This window comes from Streptomyces hyaluromycini (assembly GCF_002217755.1).
GTDB classification, from domain to species: Bacteria; Actinomycetota; Actinomycetes; order Streptomycetales; family Streptomycetaceae; genus Streptomyces; species Streptomyces hyaluromycini.
On the sequence record NZ_BCFL01000017.1, the window covers coordinates 185036 to 202330 of the forward strand.

The window sequence follows — 17295 nt, forward strand, 5'->3', positions numbered from 1 at the left end:
CTAAAGCCCGGCGCCGACATCCGCCCCGGACCCGGAAGATCAGCCCCCGATTGGACCCCTGCCGCTTACCTCGGCACACCTGTGCGGCATCCTTGTGACAGATCACACTGTTTGGACCGTCCGGCAAAATGGGGAGCACGGTCCCCTGGTACCAAGGGGGAGCAAGATCCCCTGAGCAGGTCGACAAGGAGAGAACTCGTGGACGACGTTCTGCGGCGCAACCCGCTTTTCGCGGCGCTCGATGACGAGCAGTCCGCGGAGCTGCGTGCCTCCATGAGTGAGGTGACCCTCGCGCGTGGCGACTCCCTGTTCCACGAGGGCGACCCGGGCGACCGGCTCTACGTCGTCACCGAGGGCAAGGTCAAGCTCCACCGCACCTCCCCCGACGGCCGCGAGAACATGCTCGCCGTGGTCGGCCCCGGCGAGCTGATCGGCGAGCTGTCGCTGTTCGACCCCGGCCCGCGCACGGCGACCGCGACCGCGCTGACCGAGGTCAAGCTGCTGGGCCTCGGCCACGGCGACCTCCAGCCCTGGCTGAACGCGCGCCCCGAGGTGGCCACGGCCCTGCTGCGCGCCGTCGCCCGCCGGCTGCGCAAGACCAACGACGCCATGTCCGACCTGGTCTTCTCCGACGTGCCGGGCCGGGTCGCGCGCGCTCTGCTGGACCTCTCCCGCCGCTTCGGCGTGCAGTCCGAGGAGGGCATCCACGTCGTCCACGACCTCACGCAGGAGGAGCTGGCCCAGCTGGTCGGCGCATCCCGCGAGACCGTGAACAAGGCCCTGGCGGACTTCGCCCAGCGTGGCTGGCTGCGGCTGGAGGCGCGGGCCGTGATCCTGCTGGACGTCGAGCGTTTGGCGAAGCGGTCCCGGTAGGCGCCGGTTTCTGGGGGCTGCCGCCCCCAGACCCCCGCATCATCGGCCTTCGGCCTCGTCCTCAAACGCCGGACAGGCTGGTATGTGGTTCCCCATGTCTGAAACAGTCGCGTCCCGGGGCCTCGACCCTCTGGGCTTCATCGAGCGCGAGGGCTCGCACGCGCGCGTGCCGCACGTCTTCCGCCCCGTGGTCGCCGCCGCCCGCGACCGGCTCCTGGACACCTTCGGGGCGCGGCTGGACAGCGCCTACCTCTACGGTTCGATCCCGCGCGGCACCGCGCGCGTGGGGCGCAGCGACCTGGACCTGGTGGCCGTCCTCACAGAGGAGCCGACCGGCGCCGACCGGGACGCGGCCCGTGCCCTCGGTGAGGCCGTCGACAAGGAGTTCCCGGAGATCGACGGGGTCGGGACCCTGCTCTACTCCCGCGCGCGGGTGCTCAGCGAGCTGGAGCGGTACGACATCGGCTGGTTCGTGGCCTGCCAGTGCACCCCGCTCCTCGGCGAGGACCTCGCCGAGTTCCTGCCCCGCTACCGCCCCGACTCCCTGCTCGCCCGCGAGACCAACGGCGACCTGGCCCGGTGGCTGCCGCGCTGGCGGGACCGGATCGCGGCCGCGGACGACACCGAGGAGGCCCTGCGCCCCCTGGTGCGCCTCATGTCACGGCATCTCGTCCGCACCGGCTTCACCCTCGTCATGCCCCGCTGGAACGGCTGGACCAGCGATCTGCACGAGATGGCCGAGGCGTTCGCCGGCTACTACCCGGAGCGGGCCGAACAGCTGCGCCGCGCGGCCGGGTCCGGGTACGAGCCGGTCGGTGACCGCGCCGTACTGCGGTCGTACGTGGACAACCTCGGCCCGTGGCTCGCCGACGAGTACGCGCGCGTGCACGGCGTGAAGGCGCCCAGACCCGAGGGCTGGGACTAGATCTCCGACTGGATCAGCCCGTGCTCGGTCAGGTAGTCCAGCTGGGCCCGGACGGACAGTTCCGCGGCCGGCCACAGGGAGCGGTCCACGTCGGCGTAGACGTGGGCGACGACCTCGGCGGGGGCGCGGTGGCCGTTCTCGACGGCCGTCTCGACCTGGGCCAGCCGGTGGGCGCGGTGGGCCAGGTAGAACTCGACGGCGCCCTGGGCGTCCTCCAGTACGGGTCCGTGGCCCGGCAGGACGGTGTGGACGCCGTCGTCGACCGTCAGCGAGCGCAGCCGTCGCAGCGAGTCCAGGTAGTCGCCCAGCCGGCCGTCGGGGTGCGCCACGACCGTCGTACCGCGCCCCAGGATGGTGTCGCCGGTCAGGACCGCGCGGTCGGCCGGGAGGTGGAAGCTCAGGGAGTCGGCGGTGTGGCCCGGGGTCGGTACGACCCGCAGCTCCAGCCCGCCGGTCGTGATCACGTCGCCGGCGGCCAGGCCCTCGTCGCCGAGGCGCAGCGCCGGGTCGAGGGCACGCACGCGCGTGCCGGTCAGTTCCGCGAAGCGTACGGCGCCCTCGGCGTGGTCCGGGTGGCCGTGGGTCAGGAGGGTGAGCGCGATCCGTTTGCCGGCCTTCTCGGCCATGTCGACGACGTTCTTGAGGTGGCCGTCGTCCAGCGGGCCCGGGTCGATCACCACGGCCAGGTCGGAGTCGGGCTCGGCGACGATCCAGGTGTTGGTGCCGTCCAGGGTCATCGCGGAGGCGTTGGGCGCCAGCACGTTGACGGCCCGCGCGGTGGCGGGGCCCGAGAGGACTCCGCCGCGCGGCTGGCCGGGCAGGGCTGCTGCGTCCGTCATCGTCAGGCTCCCCCGGTCGTCAGGTCGGTCGGTATGTGCTTGGTGAACTCGTCGTGGCCCGGCCAGGTCAGGACGATCTCACCGGCCGCCAGGCGGGCGCGGGCCAGTACCGGCGTCATGTCCCGCGCGGGCGCCGCCGCGAGCGTGTCGGCGGCCGTGGCGTACGGCAGGAGCTGGCGCAGGGTGGCGATGGTGGGCGGCATCATCAGCAGCTCGCCCTTGTCGTAGCCGGCGGCCGCCTCCGCCGGGCCGATCCACACCGTGCGGTCGGCCTCCGTGGAGGCGTTACGGGTCCGCTGGCCCTCCGGGAGGGCGGCGACGAAGAACCAGGTGTCGTAGCGGCGGCTCTCGAACTCCGGGGTGATCCAGCGCGTCCAGGCGCCCAGCAGGTCCGAGCGCAGGACCAGGCCGCGCCGGTCCAGGAACTGGGCGAAGGACAGGTCACGGGCGACCAGGGCCGCGCGGTCGGCCTCCCAGTCGTCCCCGGTGGTGTCCCCGACCACGGCGTCCGCGGTCGGCCCGGCGAGCAGGACGCCCGCCTCCTCGTAGGTCTCCCGCACCGCCGCGCAGACGATCGCCTGGGCGCCCGCCTCGTCGACACCGAGCCGCTCGGCCCACCACGCGCGCGTGGGGCCCGCCCAGCGGACCTGGTGGTCGTCGTCGCGCGGGTCGACACCGCCGCCCGGATACGCGTACGCGCCTCCGGCGAAGGCCATGGAGGCGCGTCTGCGCAGCATGTGGACGACGGGACCGTCCGGGGTGTCCTTCAGCAGCAGCACGGTGGCCGCGCGCTTCGGGGCCACCGGCACGAGGGTGCCCTCCGCGTGTGCGCGGATGCGGTCCGGCCACTCGGGGGGATACCACTGTCCATCGGCCATTACCGGAGGCTATCCCGTAGGGAGCGAATGTTCGAGAGGGGCTGTGGTGGGCCACCGCTCCGGCTCCGGCCGGCTACGGGAGCAGCTCGACCTGGACCTCGACCTCGACCGGCGCGTCCAGCGGCAGCACCGCGACGCCCACCGCGCTGCGCGCGTGCACGCCCTTGTCGCCGAGGACCGCGCCGAGCAGCTCGCTGGCACCGTTGATCACGCCGGGCTGGCCGGTGAAGTCGGTCGCGGAGGCGACGAAGCCGACGACCTTCACCACACGCGCGACACGGTCCAGGTCGCCTGCGACGGACTTCACGGCGGCCAGGGCGTTCAGCGCGCAGGTGCGGGCCAGCTCCTTGGCCTCCTCCGCGGTGACCTCGGCGCCGACCTTGCCGGTGACCGGAAGCTTGCCGTCCACCATCGGCAGCTGGCCGGAGGTGTAGACGTACACGCCCGACCGGACGGCCGGCTGGTAGGCGGCGAGCGGCGGGACGACCGCCGGCAGCGCAAGACCGAGTTCGGCCAGCTTGGCCTCGACGGCGCTCATTACGGCTTCTCCCGCTTCAGGTAGGCCACGAGCTGCTCGGGGTTGTTGGGCCCGGGCACGACCTGGACGAGCTCCCAGCCGTCCTCGCCCCAGGTGTCCAGAATCTGCTTCGTGGCATGGACGAGCAGCGGCACGGTTGCGTATTCCCACTTGGTCATGGGGCCGACTTTATCCGCTGTGACGCACGGGACACGTGGCCCACCGCACGCACGGTTATCCACAGCCTCCCGCGTGAGTGTCGGGCCGACTGGTTAGTCTCGAAGGCGTGAGCAGGCTCCAGGTCGTCAGCGGCAAGGGCGGGACCGGAAAGACGACGGTCGCCGCCGCACTCGCGCTGGCCCTCGCGACCCAGGGGAAGCGGACGCTTCTCGTGGAGGTCGAGGGCCGGCAGGGCATCGCCCAGCTCTTCGAGACGGAGGCGTTGCCCTACGAGGAGCGGAAGATCGCCGTAGCGCCGGGCGGCGGTGAGGTCTACGCCCTCGCCATCGATCCCGAACTGGCCCTTCTGGACTACCTCCAGATGTTCTACAAGCTCGGCGGGGCCGGCCGGGCGCTGAAGAAGCTCGGCGCGATCGACTTCGCCACCACCGTCGCGCCGGGCCTCAGGGACGTCCTGCTGACCGGCAAGGCGTGCGAGGCGGTGCGCAGGAAGGACAAGGCGGGCCGGTTCGTGTACGACTACGTCGTCATGGACGCCCCGCCGACCGGCCGCGTCACCCGCTTCCTGAACGTCAACGACGAGGTGGCCGGACTCGCCAAGATCGGCCCGATACACAACCAGGCGCAGGCCGTGATGCGGGTGCTGAAGTCCGAGGAGACGGCCGTGCACCTGGTCACGCTCCTGGAGGAGATGCCGGTCCAGGAAACCGCCGACGGCATCGCCGAACTGCGCTCCGCCCGGCTGCCGGTGGGCCGGGTCATCGTGAACATGGTCCGGCCGGAGGTTTTGGACGCGACCGACCTGGAACTCGTACGGACCGTGCCGCGCACCGCCGTGGCGCAGGCGCTGTCGGCGGCCGGGCTCGGCGGGGCGCGGCGCGGCGGGAAGGCCGAGCAGCTGGTGGACCCGCTGCTCACGCAGGCCGCCGAGTACGCCGAGCGGTACGCGCTGGAGCACGAGCAGCGTGCGGTCCTCGCCGAGCTGGACCTGCCGCGGCACGAACTGCCGCTGCTCGCCGAGGGGATGGACCTGGCGGGCCTGTACGAACTCGCCACCGAGCTGCGGGAACAGGGGATGTCATGACTCCGGATCCGGACCCGGCCCAGGAACCGGCGCAGGACGGCGCGCGCCGGCTGGCCCACGCGCCCGCGCTCGACGTCGATGCGCTGCTCGACGACCCGAACACCCGGATCGTGGTGTGCTGCGGCTCGGGCGGCGTCGGGAAGACCACCACCGCGGCGGCCCTGGGCCTGCGGGCGGCAGAACGCGGCCGCAAGGTGGTGGTGCTGACCATCGACCCGGCCAAGCGGCTGGCGCAGTCCATGGGCATCGACTCGCTGGACAACGTCCCGCGGAAGGTGAAGGGCACCGAGGACCGGGGAGCGGCATCGCGCGGCGACTCGGCCGCGGCTGACGGTGAGCGCCGGGCGGGCGGCGAACTGCACGCCATGATGCTCGACATGAAGCGCACCTTCGACGAGGTCGTGGAGGCGCACGCGGACGCCGAGCGGGCGGCCGCCATCCTGGCCAACCCGTTCTACCAGTCGCTCTCGGCGGGCTTCGCGGGCACGCAGGAGTACATGGCGATGGAGAAGCTGGGCCAGCTGCGGGCCCGGGACGAGTGGGACCTGATCGTGGTGGACACCCCGCCCTCCCGCTCCGCCCTGGACTTTCTCGATGCGCCGAAGCGCCTTGGTTCCTTCCTGGACGGCCGCCTGATCCGCCTCCTCACGGCCCCCGCGAAGCTCGGCGGCCGGGCCGGCATGGCCTTCCTGAACGTCGGCATGTCGATGATGACCGGCACCCTCGGCAAGCTCCTCGGCGGGCAGCTGCTGAAGGACGTACAGACGTTCGTGTCCGCGATGGACACGACGTTCGGCGGGTTCCGCACGCGCGCGGACGCGACGTACAAGCTGCTTCAGGCGCCCGGTACGGCGTTCCTGGTGGTGGCGGCTCCGGAGCGGGACGCGCTGCGGGAGGCCGCGTACTTCGTGGAGCGGCTGGCCGCGGAGGACATGCCGCTGGTCGGTCTGGTCCTCAACCGGGTCCACGGCAGCGGCGCCGACCGGTTGTCGGCCGAGCGTGCGCTCGCCGCCGCGGAAAATCTTGAGGCCGCATTTGTCGAAGCTGCGGAAAATCTTGAAGAGCCCCGCATTGTCGATCAGGGTGGCGGGAAAGCTGGACTTCGTAACTCTCCCGACACGTACGGCAGTTCTGAATCACCCGCGCCTGTGCCGTCCGCGTCCCGGCCCGACGAATCCCCCTCGTCCGGGCCTGAGGACATGACTGACGAATCCCCCTCGTCAGAGACCCCGGACCGCACCGTCGACCAGCTCACCGCAGGCCTGCTGAGGCTGCACGCCGAACGTATGCAGCTGCTCTCCCGCGAGCAGCGCACACGTGACCGCTTCACCGCGCGCCACCCCGAAGTGGCCGTGGTCGAAGTGGCCGCGCTGCCCGGCGATGTGCACGACCTCGCTGGACTGCGGGACATCGGCGACCGGCTCGCGGCCGGCCGGCCGGAGCTGCCGTAGCGCCGTAGCGATACCCGGTTCAGCTCACCGCTGCGTAGTTCTCGTACACCTCGTCGCTGTCGAGGGGGACGATCCCGGTCCCCCGCTCGTACTCCGAGCGCGCTGTCTCCAGGAGCCTGCGCCAGGAGGTCACGGTGGGCCGCCTGCGCAGCAGTGCGCGGCGCTCCCGCTCCGTCATGCCTCCCCACACGCCGAACTCGACGCGATTGTCCAGCGCATCGGCCAGGCATTCAGTGCGTACCGGACATCCGGTGCACACCGCCTTGGCCCTGTTCTGCGCTGCTCCTTGAACGAACAGTTCATCCGGATCGGTAGTGCGGCAGGCAGCCTGCGCACTCCAGTCGGTTACCCAGCCCATACCGGCGCCGTCCTCTCCCGAATCGAGGCTCCCCCACGGCGGCAGCGGCATATTCACCGCCGCCAGTTGAGGACGTTACGGAAGGTGGGCACAGCGCAACACCCCCTTCGGGCCCAATCTTGAATGGCCCGAACGGACTATGGGTAAGCGGCAGATCACCCGCGGGAGTGAGCTGACGACATGCGTGATGATCACGACAAACCCGGACAGCTGCGGCTCGCCACAACGGACGCCAAGTGACACACGAGGCGGATTCGGACACGCGACCAACACATCACCCGAAAAAAGTGGGCGGGTTCCGGAACGATTCGGGGTCGCCGGACGTATTGATACGTGGCCGCACTGCTGTGACAGTTGAGAGCAGCTTAGGCCAAGGCCTGTACGTGTGTCCGGCGAATGGCAAGGTAGACCGTTCATGTCGTCGTGCCGTGCGCCGAGTCACGCCCGCTCCATGCGCCTGGTCCCGTATGTCACGATCCGGCACTCGAACATCCCGAGAGCCACCCGCTCCCCCGGAACGGTCATCACTACGGATTAGGCTGCCCCCATGCCAAAGAAGCGCTCGGGCGGTGGTCTGTCGACCACGCAGCAGGCCGCCAAGTTCCTCGGTGTCAGTGTGCTCGCGGGAGCCGTGATGGCGGGCATCGCACTGCCCGCGGCCGGGGCCCTGGGCCTCGCGGCCAAGGGTTCGGTCCAGGGCTTCGACGACATCCCGGCCAACCTGAAGAGCCCGCAGCTCAGCCAGCGGACCACGATCCTCGACAGCAAGGGCAACCAGATCGCCCAGGTCTACTCCCGTGACCGCACGGTGGTGGACCTCAAGGACATCTCGCCGTACATGCAGAAGGCGATCGTCGCGATCGAGGACTCCCGCTACTACCAGCACGGCGCCATCGACCTGAAGGGCGTGCTGCGCGCGCTGAACAAGAACGCGGTGAGCGGCGGGGTCGCCCAGGGCGCGTCCACGCTCACCCAGCAGCTGGTGAAGAACTACTTCATCGAGGAGGCCGGCGACGACCCGACCAAGGTCGCCGAGGCCACCCAGCAGACCCTCGGCCGCAAGGTCAAGGAGCTGAAGTACGCGATCCAGCTGGAGGAGAAGCTCGGCAAGAAGAAGATCCTCGAGAACTACCTGAACATCACCTTCTTCGGCGAGCAGGCCTACGGCATCGAGGCCGCCTCCCAGCGCTACTTCTCCAAGCACGCCAAGGACCTGAACCTCCAGCAGTCGGCCCTGCTGGCCGGCATCGTCCAGTCCCCCAGCCGCTACGACCCGGTCAACGACGAAGCCGAGGCGACCAAGCGGCGCAACGTCGTGCTGGAGCGCATGGCCCAACTGGGCGACATCTCCCAGGCGGAGGCCGACAAGGCCAAGGAGACCTCGCTCGGGCTGCACGTCACCCAGCCGAAGAACGGCTGCATCACCGCCGTCAAGGGTGCCGGGTTCTTCTGCAAGTACGTCGAGAACGTCTTCCTGACCGACCCGGTCTTCGGCAAGACCAGCGCGGAGCGCGCCAAGCTCTGGAACCAGGGCGGTCTGACCATCCGTACGACGCTGGACCCGCAGGCCCAGGAGTCGGTGCAGTCCTCGATCAAGGACCACGTCTACAAGTCCGACTCGGTCGCGGCCGCAGCCACCCTGGTCGAGCCCGGCACGGGCAAGATCCTGGGGATGGGCCAGTCGAAGCCGTACGGCTACAACAAGAACGAGACCGAGTACAACTTCTCGGTCGACCGGGACTACGGCGGCTCCAACTACGGCTTCCCGACGGGTTCGACGTTCAAGCCGTTCGTGGCCGCGGCCGCCATCGAGGGCGGCAAGTCGGCGACGCAGGAGTACTCGTCGCCGTACAAGATGAACTACCCGAGCCCCGTCCAGCAGTGCAACGGCAAGCAGTGGGTCAACACGGACAACGAGCAGGTCGAGAACGAGAACGAGTCCGAGGTCGGGCCGTACCAGATGAAGAAGGCGATGGCGAAGTCCATCAACACCTACTTCGTCCAGCTGATCTCCGACATCGGCCTGTGCCCGGTGGTCAAGATGACCGACTCGCTCAACGTCCACCAGGGTGACGGCTCGAAGCTCCCGCAGACCCCGTCCATCGCCCTCGGCGCGATCGGCCTCTCCCCGCTGACCATGGCGAGCGCGTACGCCGCCTTCGCCGACCGGGGCATGTACTGCACGCCGATCGCCATCGAGTCGATCACCCAGAAGGTCGGCAACGAGCAGAAGTCACTGGCCGTCCCGAAGTCGACCTGCTCGCGGGCGATGAGCGAGAAGACCGCCGACACGATCAACACCCTGCTGCGCGGCGTGATCGACTCCGGTACCGGTCAGCAGGCCGGCCTGGACGACCGGGAGAGCGCCGGCAAGACGGGTACGACGGACTCCCGCAAGAACGCCTGGTTCGTCGGTTACACGCCCAACCTCGCGGGCGCGGTCTGGGTCGGCAGCGCCAAGCAGAACATCGAGATGACCAACATCACCATCGGCGGCGTCTACCACTCCGAGGTCTACGGCGCCGACACCCCGGGCCCGATCTGGAAGGACGCCATGACGGGCGCCCTGGAGGGCAAGCCGTCCGAGTCCTTCAACCTCGTCGACATCCCGGACGAGAACGACAAGGGCAACGGAAACGGCAATGGAAACGGCAACACCAACGGGGGCGACAACACCGGCGGCCTGATCGGCGGTCTCATCGGCGGCCTGACGACGGACGGCGGCACGACGGCCGGCACGACGGACGGCGGCACCACCCCGTCCCCGACCTTCTCCCTCCCCGACGGCTTCATCCAGGGGAACGGAAACGGCGGCAACAACGGGAACGGCGGGAACCGGGGCTGATCTTCGGGTACTCCCGGTACTCCCGGATCTCCTGGTACGACGGTGGGGCCGCACCTCTTCTTCTGAGGTGCGGCCCCACCGTCGTACTGCCTGCTCTGCCCTCAGGCCTGTCAGCCTTGGAGCCGCTTCTTCACCGCGGCGGCGACGCGGCCGCCCTCGGCCAGGCCGGCCACGTTCGGGTTCACGATCTTCATCACGGCGCCCATGGCCCGCGGCCCCTCGGCGCCCGCCGCCTTCGCCTCCTCGACGGCCGCGGCGACGATCCCCTCCAGCTCCTCGTCGCTGAGCTGCTTCGGCAGGTACTCGGCGAGGACCCCGCCCTCCGCCTTCTCCCGCTCGGCGCTCTCGGCACGGCCGCCCTGGGCGAAGGCCTCGGCCGCCTCCCGGCGCTTCTTCGCCTCCTTGGCGATCACCTTGAGCACCTCGTCGTCGGAGAGCTGGCGCTTCTCCTTGCCCGCGACCTCTTCGTTGGTGATCGCAGCGAGCGTCATCCGGAGCGTGGCCGAGCGGAGCTCGTCGCGTCCCTTGATCGCGGCGTTGAGGTCGTCCTGCAGCTTCGACTTGAGCGTGGTGGTCATGGCACCGATTGTCGCAGGTGCCGCAGGCTCAACGCCCGCCGATTTACCCGCTTCACGTACCGCCCGGTCTCTGAGCGCTCGCTCGGTCTGACACGATGGCTGTATGCGCGCTCGATACGGAGTACCCCTGGGAGTCGCGGCGTTCGGCGCCGCGGGTGTGTTGTACGCGGCCGGCTTCGAGGTCCGTTCCTTCCGCCTGCGCCGGGTGACGGTCCCGGTCCTCCCGCCGGGGATGCGCCCGCTGCGGGTGCTCCAGGTCTCCGACATCCACATGGTCGGCGGCCAGCGCAAGAAGCAGCGGTGGCTGCAGTCGCTGGCGGGCCTGCGCCCGGACTTCGTGATCAACACGGGTGACAACCTGTCCGACCCGGAAGCCATCCCGGAGGTACTGGACGCGCTGGGTCCGTTGATGGAGTTCCCGGGCGCGTACGTCTTCGGCTCCAACGACTACTACGGCCCCAGGCCCCGCAACCCCGCCCGCTACCTGCTGGAGAAGGTGAGCGGCAAGCACGGCCTGAACGGCAACCCGCCGGTCGTCGGTGCGATCCACATCGACTGGGAGAACCTGCGGGACGGCTTCGACGGGGCGGGCTGGCTGAACCTCACGAACACGAGGGGCACCCTGAAGATCGAGGGCGTCTCGGTGGAGCTGACGGGACTGGACGACCCGCACATCAAGCGCGACCGCTACCCGCAGGTGGCGGGCGGCCCGTCCGGTACGGCGGACTTCTCGATGGGCGTCGTACACGCCCCCTACCTGCGCGTCCTGGACTCCTTCACGGCGGACAACTACCCCCTGGTCCTGGCCGGCCACACCCACGGCGGCCAGCTCTGCGTCCCGTTCTACGGCGCCCTGGTCACCAACTGCGACCTGGACGCGGACCGCGTGAAGGGCCTGTCCACGCACACGGCGGAGGGCCGTACGTCCTACCTCCACGTCTCCGCGGGCTGCGGCACGAACCGCTACACCCCGGTCCGCTTCGCCTGCCCACCGGAGGCGACGCTGCTGACACTGGTGGGCCGGGAGTAGCGGTGACCCGGCCGCGGCCGCCCCGCCCCGCCCCGCCCCGCCCCGCCCCGGGCGAAACAACCGGGGGATAACCCGCCCGGCGTAGACCAACGCGCCAGAAATGCCCTTTTCTCCCTACTTTGAGGGCATGACGACGACTCCTCCGATACCCAGGGACATACCCGACCTCCCCGCGGTCCCGGGCACGCCCGTACTACTGCCGGGATACGTTCCGGCGACGGCGGTGGTCGCTCCCGTCCGCCGCCCCGTGACCGCGGTGTTCCGCCTCGTGACGGCCACGCTGGCAGCGGCGGGCGTGGCCCTGGAGCTGCTGCTGGGCAGCCCGGACCGGATCATGAGCTACTTCGGAGTCCAGGCGGCGGTGCTCCTGATCCTGGTCAGCCTCGCCTCGGCCCGCCGAGCCTGGCAGGCGGGCCGCCCCCTGCCCTCGTCCCTGACCGGCGCGGCACTTCTCTACGCCGTGATCTCGGCCCTGGTCTACCACCTGCTCCTGGGCCACACCACACCCCCGTTCTCGATGACGGGCTCGACACACCTCCCGGCGGCCTGGCACGGCCAGTGGCTGGCCCTGCAGCTCCTCTACACGGCGGCCCCCGCGGCAGCAGTCCTGGACTGGCTCGTCCTCACACCCCCGGGCCGCCTCCACCTCCGCCAGACGCCGGCGTGGATGCTGTACCCCCTGGCGTACCTGACCTTCACCCTCGTCCGGGCGGAGCTGGTCCTCCCCGGCACGCCGGGCCGCTACCTCTATCCCTTCCTGGACGCCGAGCAGCACAGCTACCGCGCCATCCTCGCCAACGCCCTCCTCCTGGGGCTCTCCGTCTACGCCCTGGCAGTCCTCCTGGTAGCCCTGGACCACGCCCGCCCGAACCCGGTCGGACGCCGCCCCTAAACCGGATTTCGTCTCCGGCCACCGGTGGGCTAAAGTAAACGACGTCGCCGCGACAAGCAGCAAAGCAGCGACACCGGGGTGTAGCGCAGCTTGGCAGCGCGCTTCGTTCGGGACGAAGAGGTCGTGGGTTCAAATCCCGCCACCCCGACGCTGGTCAGAGGCCAGGGAGTAGATTTACTCCCTGGCCTCTGTCGCGTCTTCGGCGAAGATGCCATCCGTCGCTTCGGCCCCCTCAGTGATCACGGGCCGGTGCTGCTTCCGGTAGACCGCCTCTGTGGTGGCCTGGCTGCTGTGGCCGACCAGGAGCGCGATGCGCTCCAGCGGGATGCCGTGGCCGGAGAGCAGGGACACGAAAGCCCGCTCCTGCTTCTGCCAGCGCAGGTGCTCTTCGAGTACACCGAGACCGACCCCGCACCCGACGGCACTGTCACCCGAATGGCCCAACATGACGTGCCACCCACATGGGTGAAGATCAAGCTGGCTAGTGCCCCAATCGAGGCAATGCGTGAAAGGGGAACCACATGCGCATTCGACGAATCCTCGCCGCCGTCTTCGCCACGGCAGCCCTCGCCGGAATCGGCCTCACAGGCGCCGCCACCGCACAGGGTGCCCCATCCTCCGTCACCCCTTCCGAGTGCAGGCAGGGCGGCGGAATTCCCGCGATCAATGAGCCGGGCAACCTCTGCAAGGGCGGTACGCACGACGGGGAGACGGTCGACTGAACCCCACAAGGCGCCCCGCAGCCACGCGCCGCGGGGCGCTCCCGCACGAGCGTGGCCGGGAGAGGCCAGTGCAGCCGTCGGCGGTCGGGCCGACGGCGTCCGGGTCGGTCAGCCGGTGCGGAGACTGCTGGTGTACACGTCCGTACGGTTCTGTGGTGCACCGGAGTTGGTCACGGTGAGCACCGGCCGTACTCCCTTGCCGTCTGCCGCCAGGCCTTGGTAGTCGCCGAGGAAGTAGCCCCCGGAGAACGGTGCCTGCAGCCAGTCGAAGACCCGCGAGATCCGTCGTTCGGTCCGGAGCTTCGGGTTTCCGTGCTGCAGCGTGGCCAGTTGGTAGGCGGTGGGCAGGGTGGTGGTGTTGCCGGGCTTGAGGAAGCGCAGGTCGTAGTAGGTGAGCGCGACCGTGCCCCGCTCGGCGACCGCGATCGACGGTGAGAAGGCCGGAACGCCCTTGGGGCTGATCAGCTCCGGGGTCCCCCAGGTGCGTCCGCCGTCGGTGGACCGCACAAGCTGGACGGAGTCGAACTTTCCGCCGGAGAAGTCCGAGCCCTCGTAGGCCATGTACAGCGCGCCTGTCTCGGGGTCGACGGCCGGGCTCGGCAGGGTGGTCCCGTCGCGCAGCAGCTTGGTGGGATCGTTCGGGTCGACCTCCGGTACGGAGGTGTCCCGGGCCACGGTGACCGGGGCGCTCCAGGTCTCTCCGGCGTCGGTCGAGGTGACCACCTCGTAGCGGGCCTCGACGACGGTGCTCAGGTCGTCGGAGTGGGTGATCCGGTCGAAGAAGTCGTACAGGGTGCCGGTGCGCCGGTCGGCGACGATCAGATGGCCGATGGTCTGGGTGTTGGGCACGGCGCTGGTGTCGACGAACGGCCGGGCCCTGCTCCAGGTGCGGCCGCCGTCGCGGGTGAGGGAGATGTAGCCGGGACCGTCGAGGGAGCTGGGGCCGGGTGGGTCGTTGTCGAGGCGGTCCCAGACCTGGTAGGCGGTGCCCTTGCGGATCGGGTCGGCGGTGAGTGAGGGCTTGTCGTTGAAGAACGGCTGCTCGTCTACGTGCGTGGTGGTGAGGTTCTGCCAAGTGCGGCCGCCGTCGCGGGACGTGACTGCCAGGAGGGCGGTGCGCGTGCTCTTCGTGAAGTCGACGCCCTCCCCGCCGGCGTAGACCGTGCCGTCCGGTCCGGTGCTCACCCAGGGGTCGGTGGCCCGTTCGTAGTCCGCGCCGCCGGGGGCGCACAGGCTGAACGGCAGCGTGCTCTGGTGGAAGGTGCGGCCGTCCGTGGTCCAGCCGGCCGCCAGGCCACGGGCGCCGCCGTCGTTCCAGCGGTCCTGCTGGAACACCGTGACCACGCGCTTGGGGTCGCGCGGATCGACGGACAGGTACGGCTCGACCTCGGTGGCCGGGTAGACGACGCTGTCGGGGGACCTCGCTCCGATGGTGCACTTCGCGTACGGGTCGCCGTGGGACACCTTGACCAGTGGTGTGTCGTCGGGGTTCCGGTCTGCTGCGTCTGCTGCGGCGGGAGTCGCGCCGGTGATCGTGACGAGCAGGAGCGCGGCGGCGGTTGCGGCGGTCAGGGGCAGGAAGACGCGCATGCGGGATCTCCTCCGGGCCTGTCGGCCGGGATCGGGGCGGCCTGGGGCGCGGAGGCGTACCGGAACACGAGGGTGGGGCGACTCCGCCTGGTCCTTTTCGGCGTTGCAGCCGGTGCCCTTGATGGGCCGAAGGACGGAGTCGTCCCCGGGATCGTCGAGGAGAGGAGCACGGCGGAGCCGACCGGCGGGTGCACCGTGCCGGTCGGCTCCTTGGCCGTGCTGTTACGTCGCCGTCTCGTAGGTCCCCGGAGAGGGCCGTGGGCCGCGTGCCGGTCGGCGATGCCGGCACCTCGATGCGGGCAGCGGGGCGGTCACACTGCTCGTTCTTCTGCGCCTGTTCAAGACCTGCCGAGTGTCAACGACCCTCGTGGTCAATGCCGCTGGGAAATCCGCATCAATACAGCCAGGGCATGCGAACGACCACGTCGGTCACTGTATGACGACATGGCCGAGGCCGTTCAGGCGCCGTCCTGAACACCGCTCTCACCGCCGTCAAGTGATCGCCTGCGTGGTCCCGTCGGGCAGCGCGCAGGAGTAGCCCGCGTAGGGGCGTGAAACGATCTGTCCGCCGGCGGCCGTGCAGTCGTCTCTGGAGATGTTCGGAGACGAGGCGGCCGCGGCGCTGACAGCGCCGACGGCGCTCACGCCGGCAAGGGTTGCCGCGGCCAGGGCGAGGCCCAGGATTCTTCGCATGCGCATGACTTCCTCGTCCTCTCAGGCGCCTTCGTTCGGCCTTCGGGAAGGACAAGTCTCAGGACGACGGCGCCCTCCTACTCAGCATGGGCGCTCCGCATGAGGCCCGCGAGGCGAGGCTGGGCGCCGCGCCCTGGCGGTGACTGCCCGGCCCCGGAGAGGCATGACGTCACCGACCTCGACCGGCCGCGTCGGCAGGAGCGGGGCGACGGCGTCGATGTCCCTTGGCGTCGAGACTGCCCACCTGGGCCGCGCTGTGTCCGGGCAGGCCGGGGGGTGAGGGGGGCGGCTGCCGCGCGCGGTCGTCTAACGCGGTTCGTGGGCCGCCGCCCGGCAGGCACCGGTCGCGGCGCCGCCCGCCACTCCGGCCCCGGTCAGCCCGGACACACAACTCTGCAGGTCTCCGACCACGCCACGGCTGCAGGCCGCCGTGACGGAGTCGGAAGCGGTGGCACCGGCCAGTTCGGCCATCTTCGTGCAGGCGGGGATGTCCGCCCGGGCCGCGGGAGCGGCGAGGACCGCACCACCGAGGGTGAGGGTCAGGCCGGTGAGGGCACCGGCGATACGGATCGACGTGCGCATGGGACGCACCTGCCTTCCGGGTTTGTCGCGCGGTCCTGGTCCCGGCGGGCCGGATCCGCGCGGTAAGGCCGCCTGGCGACGTTCGGTGAGCGGTGCCCTGGTCAGCGGGCTCACAGACTGACCGCACGATTCTGCGTCGCATCCATCGAGCCGCACCGGGACATGGTCGCCAGGCCGAAGGAGAGGGCCCCGGACCGGATGAGACGCACTCGGACCTCCACTCGCAGGCCCCCCACTCCAGCGTCGCATCCTCTCCCCCGCCCGTCCTGGGCATCCGGGGGGGGGCGGCCGAGGATCTCACGGACGAGGGTCGCCCACGTCGACGATTGCACCGTCCGCAAAGGCGTCCCGTCGTGCCGTCAGGGCGATGTCCTCTGCGGCTGGTGGCCAGCGGAGGGGGCGTTCCGGTCGGCTCAGCTGATAAGCGGTGGATCGCGGCCCGTCTCGTGCCGCAGGATTCTCGGCGTGACAGACACGGGACCCGCCGGAGAAGAGACGCCGGACGGGCTGCTGGGCTGGTGCCTGGTGGCCAACGTGGCGCGCGAAACCACGCACGGCGAGAGCGGCCTCGACATCCAGCACGGCACCAAGCACTTCCGCGCAGGTGCCCTGCTGTGGCTCCCGCCCGTCTGCTGGGACCCCGGCTGGGGCCGCTGGCCTGCGGTGGGCCGGCATCGAGGCAACAGCCGCCGGTACGTCAGGATGATCGTACGCGCGGAGGACCTGGAGAACTTCCGGGTCAAGGGTGTCTACAGCGAAGCTCTGGTGCGCAGCCTCAACGGCTACGACCACGATCCGGCCGCCCCGCGGACCCTGCAGAACCCGTGGACCCGCGAGCGGGCCCAGAGCTGGGCGGACGGCCAGAACGGTCACCGGGAGCCTCTCTTCATCGAGGGTCACCCCTACGCCCACCCGCGGATCTCCGTTCCCAACCCTCCGCCGGAAGAGATCCAGATCGACGGTGAGACCCTCCACCTCGCCCACTACGGCACCAGGGGAGCCCGCTACAGCCGCACACCCCCTCCCGTGGAATGGATCCCCGAGCCGTGAGCGGCACGTTCGGCGCGGTCCGTCGGGAAGGCTGGGGTCTCGTGGTGATCGAACGAGCTGACGAGCTGCCCCGGGTGAGGTGCTGCGGGTAACGCAGCGAGGCCTGAGGCCGTGGCTCGGGAAGACCGTCGCACACGGACAGGACGGCCGGGGCGGGCGTCGCCCCTGCGACGGACCACGGCCGGGGGGCGGTGGACGGACGCGGCCG

18 protein-coding genes, 1 tRNA gene and 1 pseudogene are annotated in these 17295 nt (G+C 70.4%); 10 read left to right on the forward strand and 10 right to left on the reverse strand.

Annotated elements, in window-relative coordinates; translation table 11 throughout:
* Positions 1-198: 198 nt before the first annotated feature.
* Together SSP29_RS08795 and SSP29_RS08800 are read left to right on the forward strand one after the other, a co-directional pair.
* Positions 199-873, forward strand: coding sequence for a Crp/Fnr family transcriptional regulator (locus SSP29_RS08795; RefSeq protein WP_018547939.1), 675 nt, complete (start codon positions 199-201; stop codon positions 871-873).
* A gap of 94 nt (positions 874-967) precedes the next feature.
* Positions 968-1798 carry a nucleotidyltransferase domain-containing protein gene (locus SSP29_RS08800; protein WP_089100714.1) on the forward strand — a complete coding sequence of 277 codons (831 nt, stop codon included), beginning with the start codon at positions 968-970 and terminating at the stop codon, positions 1796-1798.
* On the opposite strand, the gene SSP29_RS08805 is transcribed toward SSP29_RS08800, so the two are convergent.
* The 4 genes from SSP29_RS08805 to sp36 all read right to left on the reverse strand — a co-directional run bounded on the left by SSP29_RS08805 (position 1795) and on the right by sp36 (position 4211).
* Positions 1795-2637 (reverse strand): MBL fold metallo-hydrolase, encoded by an 843-nt coding sequence (locus tag SSP29_RS08805; RefSeq protein WP_089099989.1) that lies wholly within the window; start codon positions 2635-2637, stop codon positions 1795-1797. The two genes, SSP29_RS08800 and SSP29_RS08805, sit on opposite strands and share 4 nt — an antisense overlap.
* 2 nt (positions 2638-2639) lie before the next feature.
* Positions 2640-3515: an NUDIX hydrolase gene (locus SSP29_RS08810; RefSeq protein WP_089099990.1), complete on the reverse strand. Its 876-nt coding sequence runs from the start codon at positions 3513-3515 to the stop codon at positions 2640-2642.
* 73 nt (positions 3516-3588) lie between these two features.
* Positions 3589-4053 carry a RidA family protein gene (locus tag SSP29_RS08815; RefSeq protein WP_089099991.1) on the reverse strand — a complete coding sequence of 155 codons (465 nt, stop codon included), beginning with the start codon at positions 4051-4053 and terminating at the stop codon, positions 3589-3591.
* Entirely contained in the window at positions 4053-4211 is a 159-nt protein-coding gene (gene sp36, locus SSP29_RS08820; RefSeq protein ID WP_019992579.1) for a Sp36 family protein, read from the reverse strand. Before sp36 ends, SSP29_RS08815 begins: the two co-directional genes overlap by 1 nt.
* 107 nt (positions 4212-4318) lie before the next feature.
* Here sp36 and bagA point away from each other — a divergent pair, with 107 nt between their 5' ends.
* Together bagA and bagB are read left to right on the forward strand one after the other, a co-directional pair.
* Positions 4319-5296, forward strand: coding sequence for an ATPase BagA (gene bagA / locus SSP29_RS08825; protein ID WP_089099992.1), 978 nt, complete (start codon positions 4319-4321; stop codon positions 5294-5296).
* The gene (gene bagB, locus SSP29_RS08830; RefSeq protein WP_089099993.1) at positions 5293-6747 is read left to right on the forward strand and encodes an ATPase BagB; all 1455 of its coding nucleotides are present in this window, start codon (positions 5293-5295) and stop codon (positions 6745-6747) included. Before bagA ends, bagB begins: the two co-directional genes overlap by 4 nt.
* Positions 6748-6766: 19 nt before the next feature.
* Here bagB and wblA read toward each other — a convergent pair whose 3' ends face one another.
* Positions 6767-7105, reverse strand: a complete 339-nt coding sequence (wblA, locus tag SSP29_RS59065) for a transcriptional regulator WblA (RefSeq protein ID WP_132856581.1) — start codon at positions 7103-7105, stop codon at positions 6767-6769.
* A 547-nt stretch (positions 7106-7652) separates the two neighbouring features.
* On the opposite strand from wblA, the gene SSP29_RS08845 reads away from it, so the two are divergent.
* Complete coding sequence (locus tag SSP29_RS08845) at positions 7653-9950, forward strand: transglycosylase domain-containing protein (RefSeq protein ID WP_089099995.1); 2298 nt, start codon at positions 7653-7655, stop codon at positions 9948-9950.
* A gap of 110 nt (positions 9951-10060) precedes the next feature.
* On the opposite strand, the gene SSP29_RS55190 is transcribed toward SSP29_RS08845, so the two are convergent.
* On the reverse strand, positions 10061-10528 hold the full coding sequence (locus SSP29_RS55190) for a GatB/YqeY domain-containing protein (protein WP_089099996.1): 468 nt from the start codon (positions 10526-10528) through the stop codon (positions 10061-10063).
* Positions 10529-10631: 103 nt separating this feature from the next.
* Between SSP29_RS55190 and SSP29_RS08855 the strand changes: the two genes are divergently transcribed.
* The 3 genes from SSP29_RS08855 (at position 10632) to SSP29_RS08865 (ending at position 12598) form a co-directional block, all read left to right on the forward strand.
* Complete coding sequence (locus SSP29_RS08855) at positions 10632-11558, forward strand: metallophosphoesterase (RefSeq protein WP_089099997.1); 927 nt, start codon at positions 10632-10634, stop codon at positions 11556-11558.
* A 127-nt stretch (positions 11559-11685) separates the two neighbouring features.
* Positions 11686-12450, forward strand: a complete 765-nt coding sequence (locus tag SSP29_RS08860) for a Pr6Pr family membrane protein (RefSeq protein ID WP_089099998.1) — start codon at positions 11686-11688, stop codon at positions 12448-12450.
* Between the two features lie 74 nt (positions 12451-12524).
* Positions 12525-12598: transfer RNA gene (locus tag SSP29_RS08865), tRNA-Pro, on the forward strand.
* Positions 12599-12624: 26 nt separating this feature from the next.
* On the opposite strand, the pseudogene SSP29_RS08870 reads toward SSP29_RS08865, so the two are convergent.
* Positions 12625-12846 (reverse strand): annotated as a pseudogene (locus tag SSP29_RS08870) (site-specific integrase); the annotation flags it as partial.
* 125 nt (positions 12847-12971) lie between these two features.
* Between SSP29_RS08870 and SSP29_RS08875 the strand changes: the two are divergent.
* On the forward strand, positions 12972-13172 hold the full coding sequence (locus tag SSP29_RS08875; RefSeq protein WP_089099999.1) for a hypothetical protein: 201 nt from the start codon (positions 12972-12974) through the stop codon (positions 13170-13172).
* Between the two features lie 108 nt (positions 13173-13280).
* Here SSP29_RS08875 and SSP29_RS08880 read toward each other — a convergent pair whose 3' ends face one another.
* The 3 genes from SSP29_RS08880 to SSP29_RS08895 form a co-directional block, all read right to left on the reverse strand.
* Positions 13281-14762, reverse strand: coding sequence for a sialidase family protein (locus SSP29_RS08880; protein ID WP_089100000.1), 1482 nt, complete (start codon positions 14760-14762; stop codon positions 13281-13283).
* Between the two features lie 492 nt (positions 14763-15254).
* A complete protein-coding gene (locus SSP29_RS08890) occupies positions 15255-15461 on the reverse strand; it encodes a hypothetical protein (protein ID WP_089100001.1) in 207 nt (68 codons plus the stop codon).
* A gap of 300 nt (positions 15462-15761) precedes the next feature.
* Positions 15762-16037, reverse strand: a complete 276-nt coding sequence (locus SSP29_RS08895; RefSeq protein WP_089100002.1) for a hypothetical protein — start codon at positions 16035-16037, stop codon at positions 15762-15764.
* A 465-nt stretch (positions 16038-16502) separates the two neighbouring features.
* Here SSP29_RS08895 and SSP29_RS08900 point away from each other — a divergent pair, with 465 nt between their 5' ends.
* A complete protein-coding gene (locus tag SSP29_RS08900) occupies positions 16503-17087 on the forward strand; it encodes a hypothetical protein (protein ID WP_089100003.1) in 585 nt (194 codons plus the stop codon).
* Positions 17088-17295 lie beyond the last annotated feature (208 nt).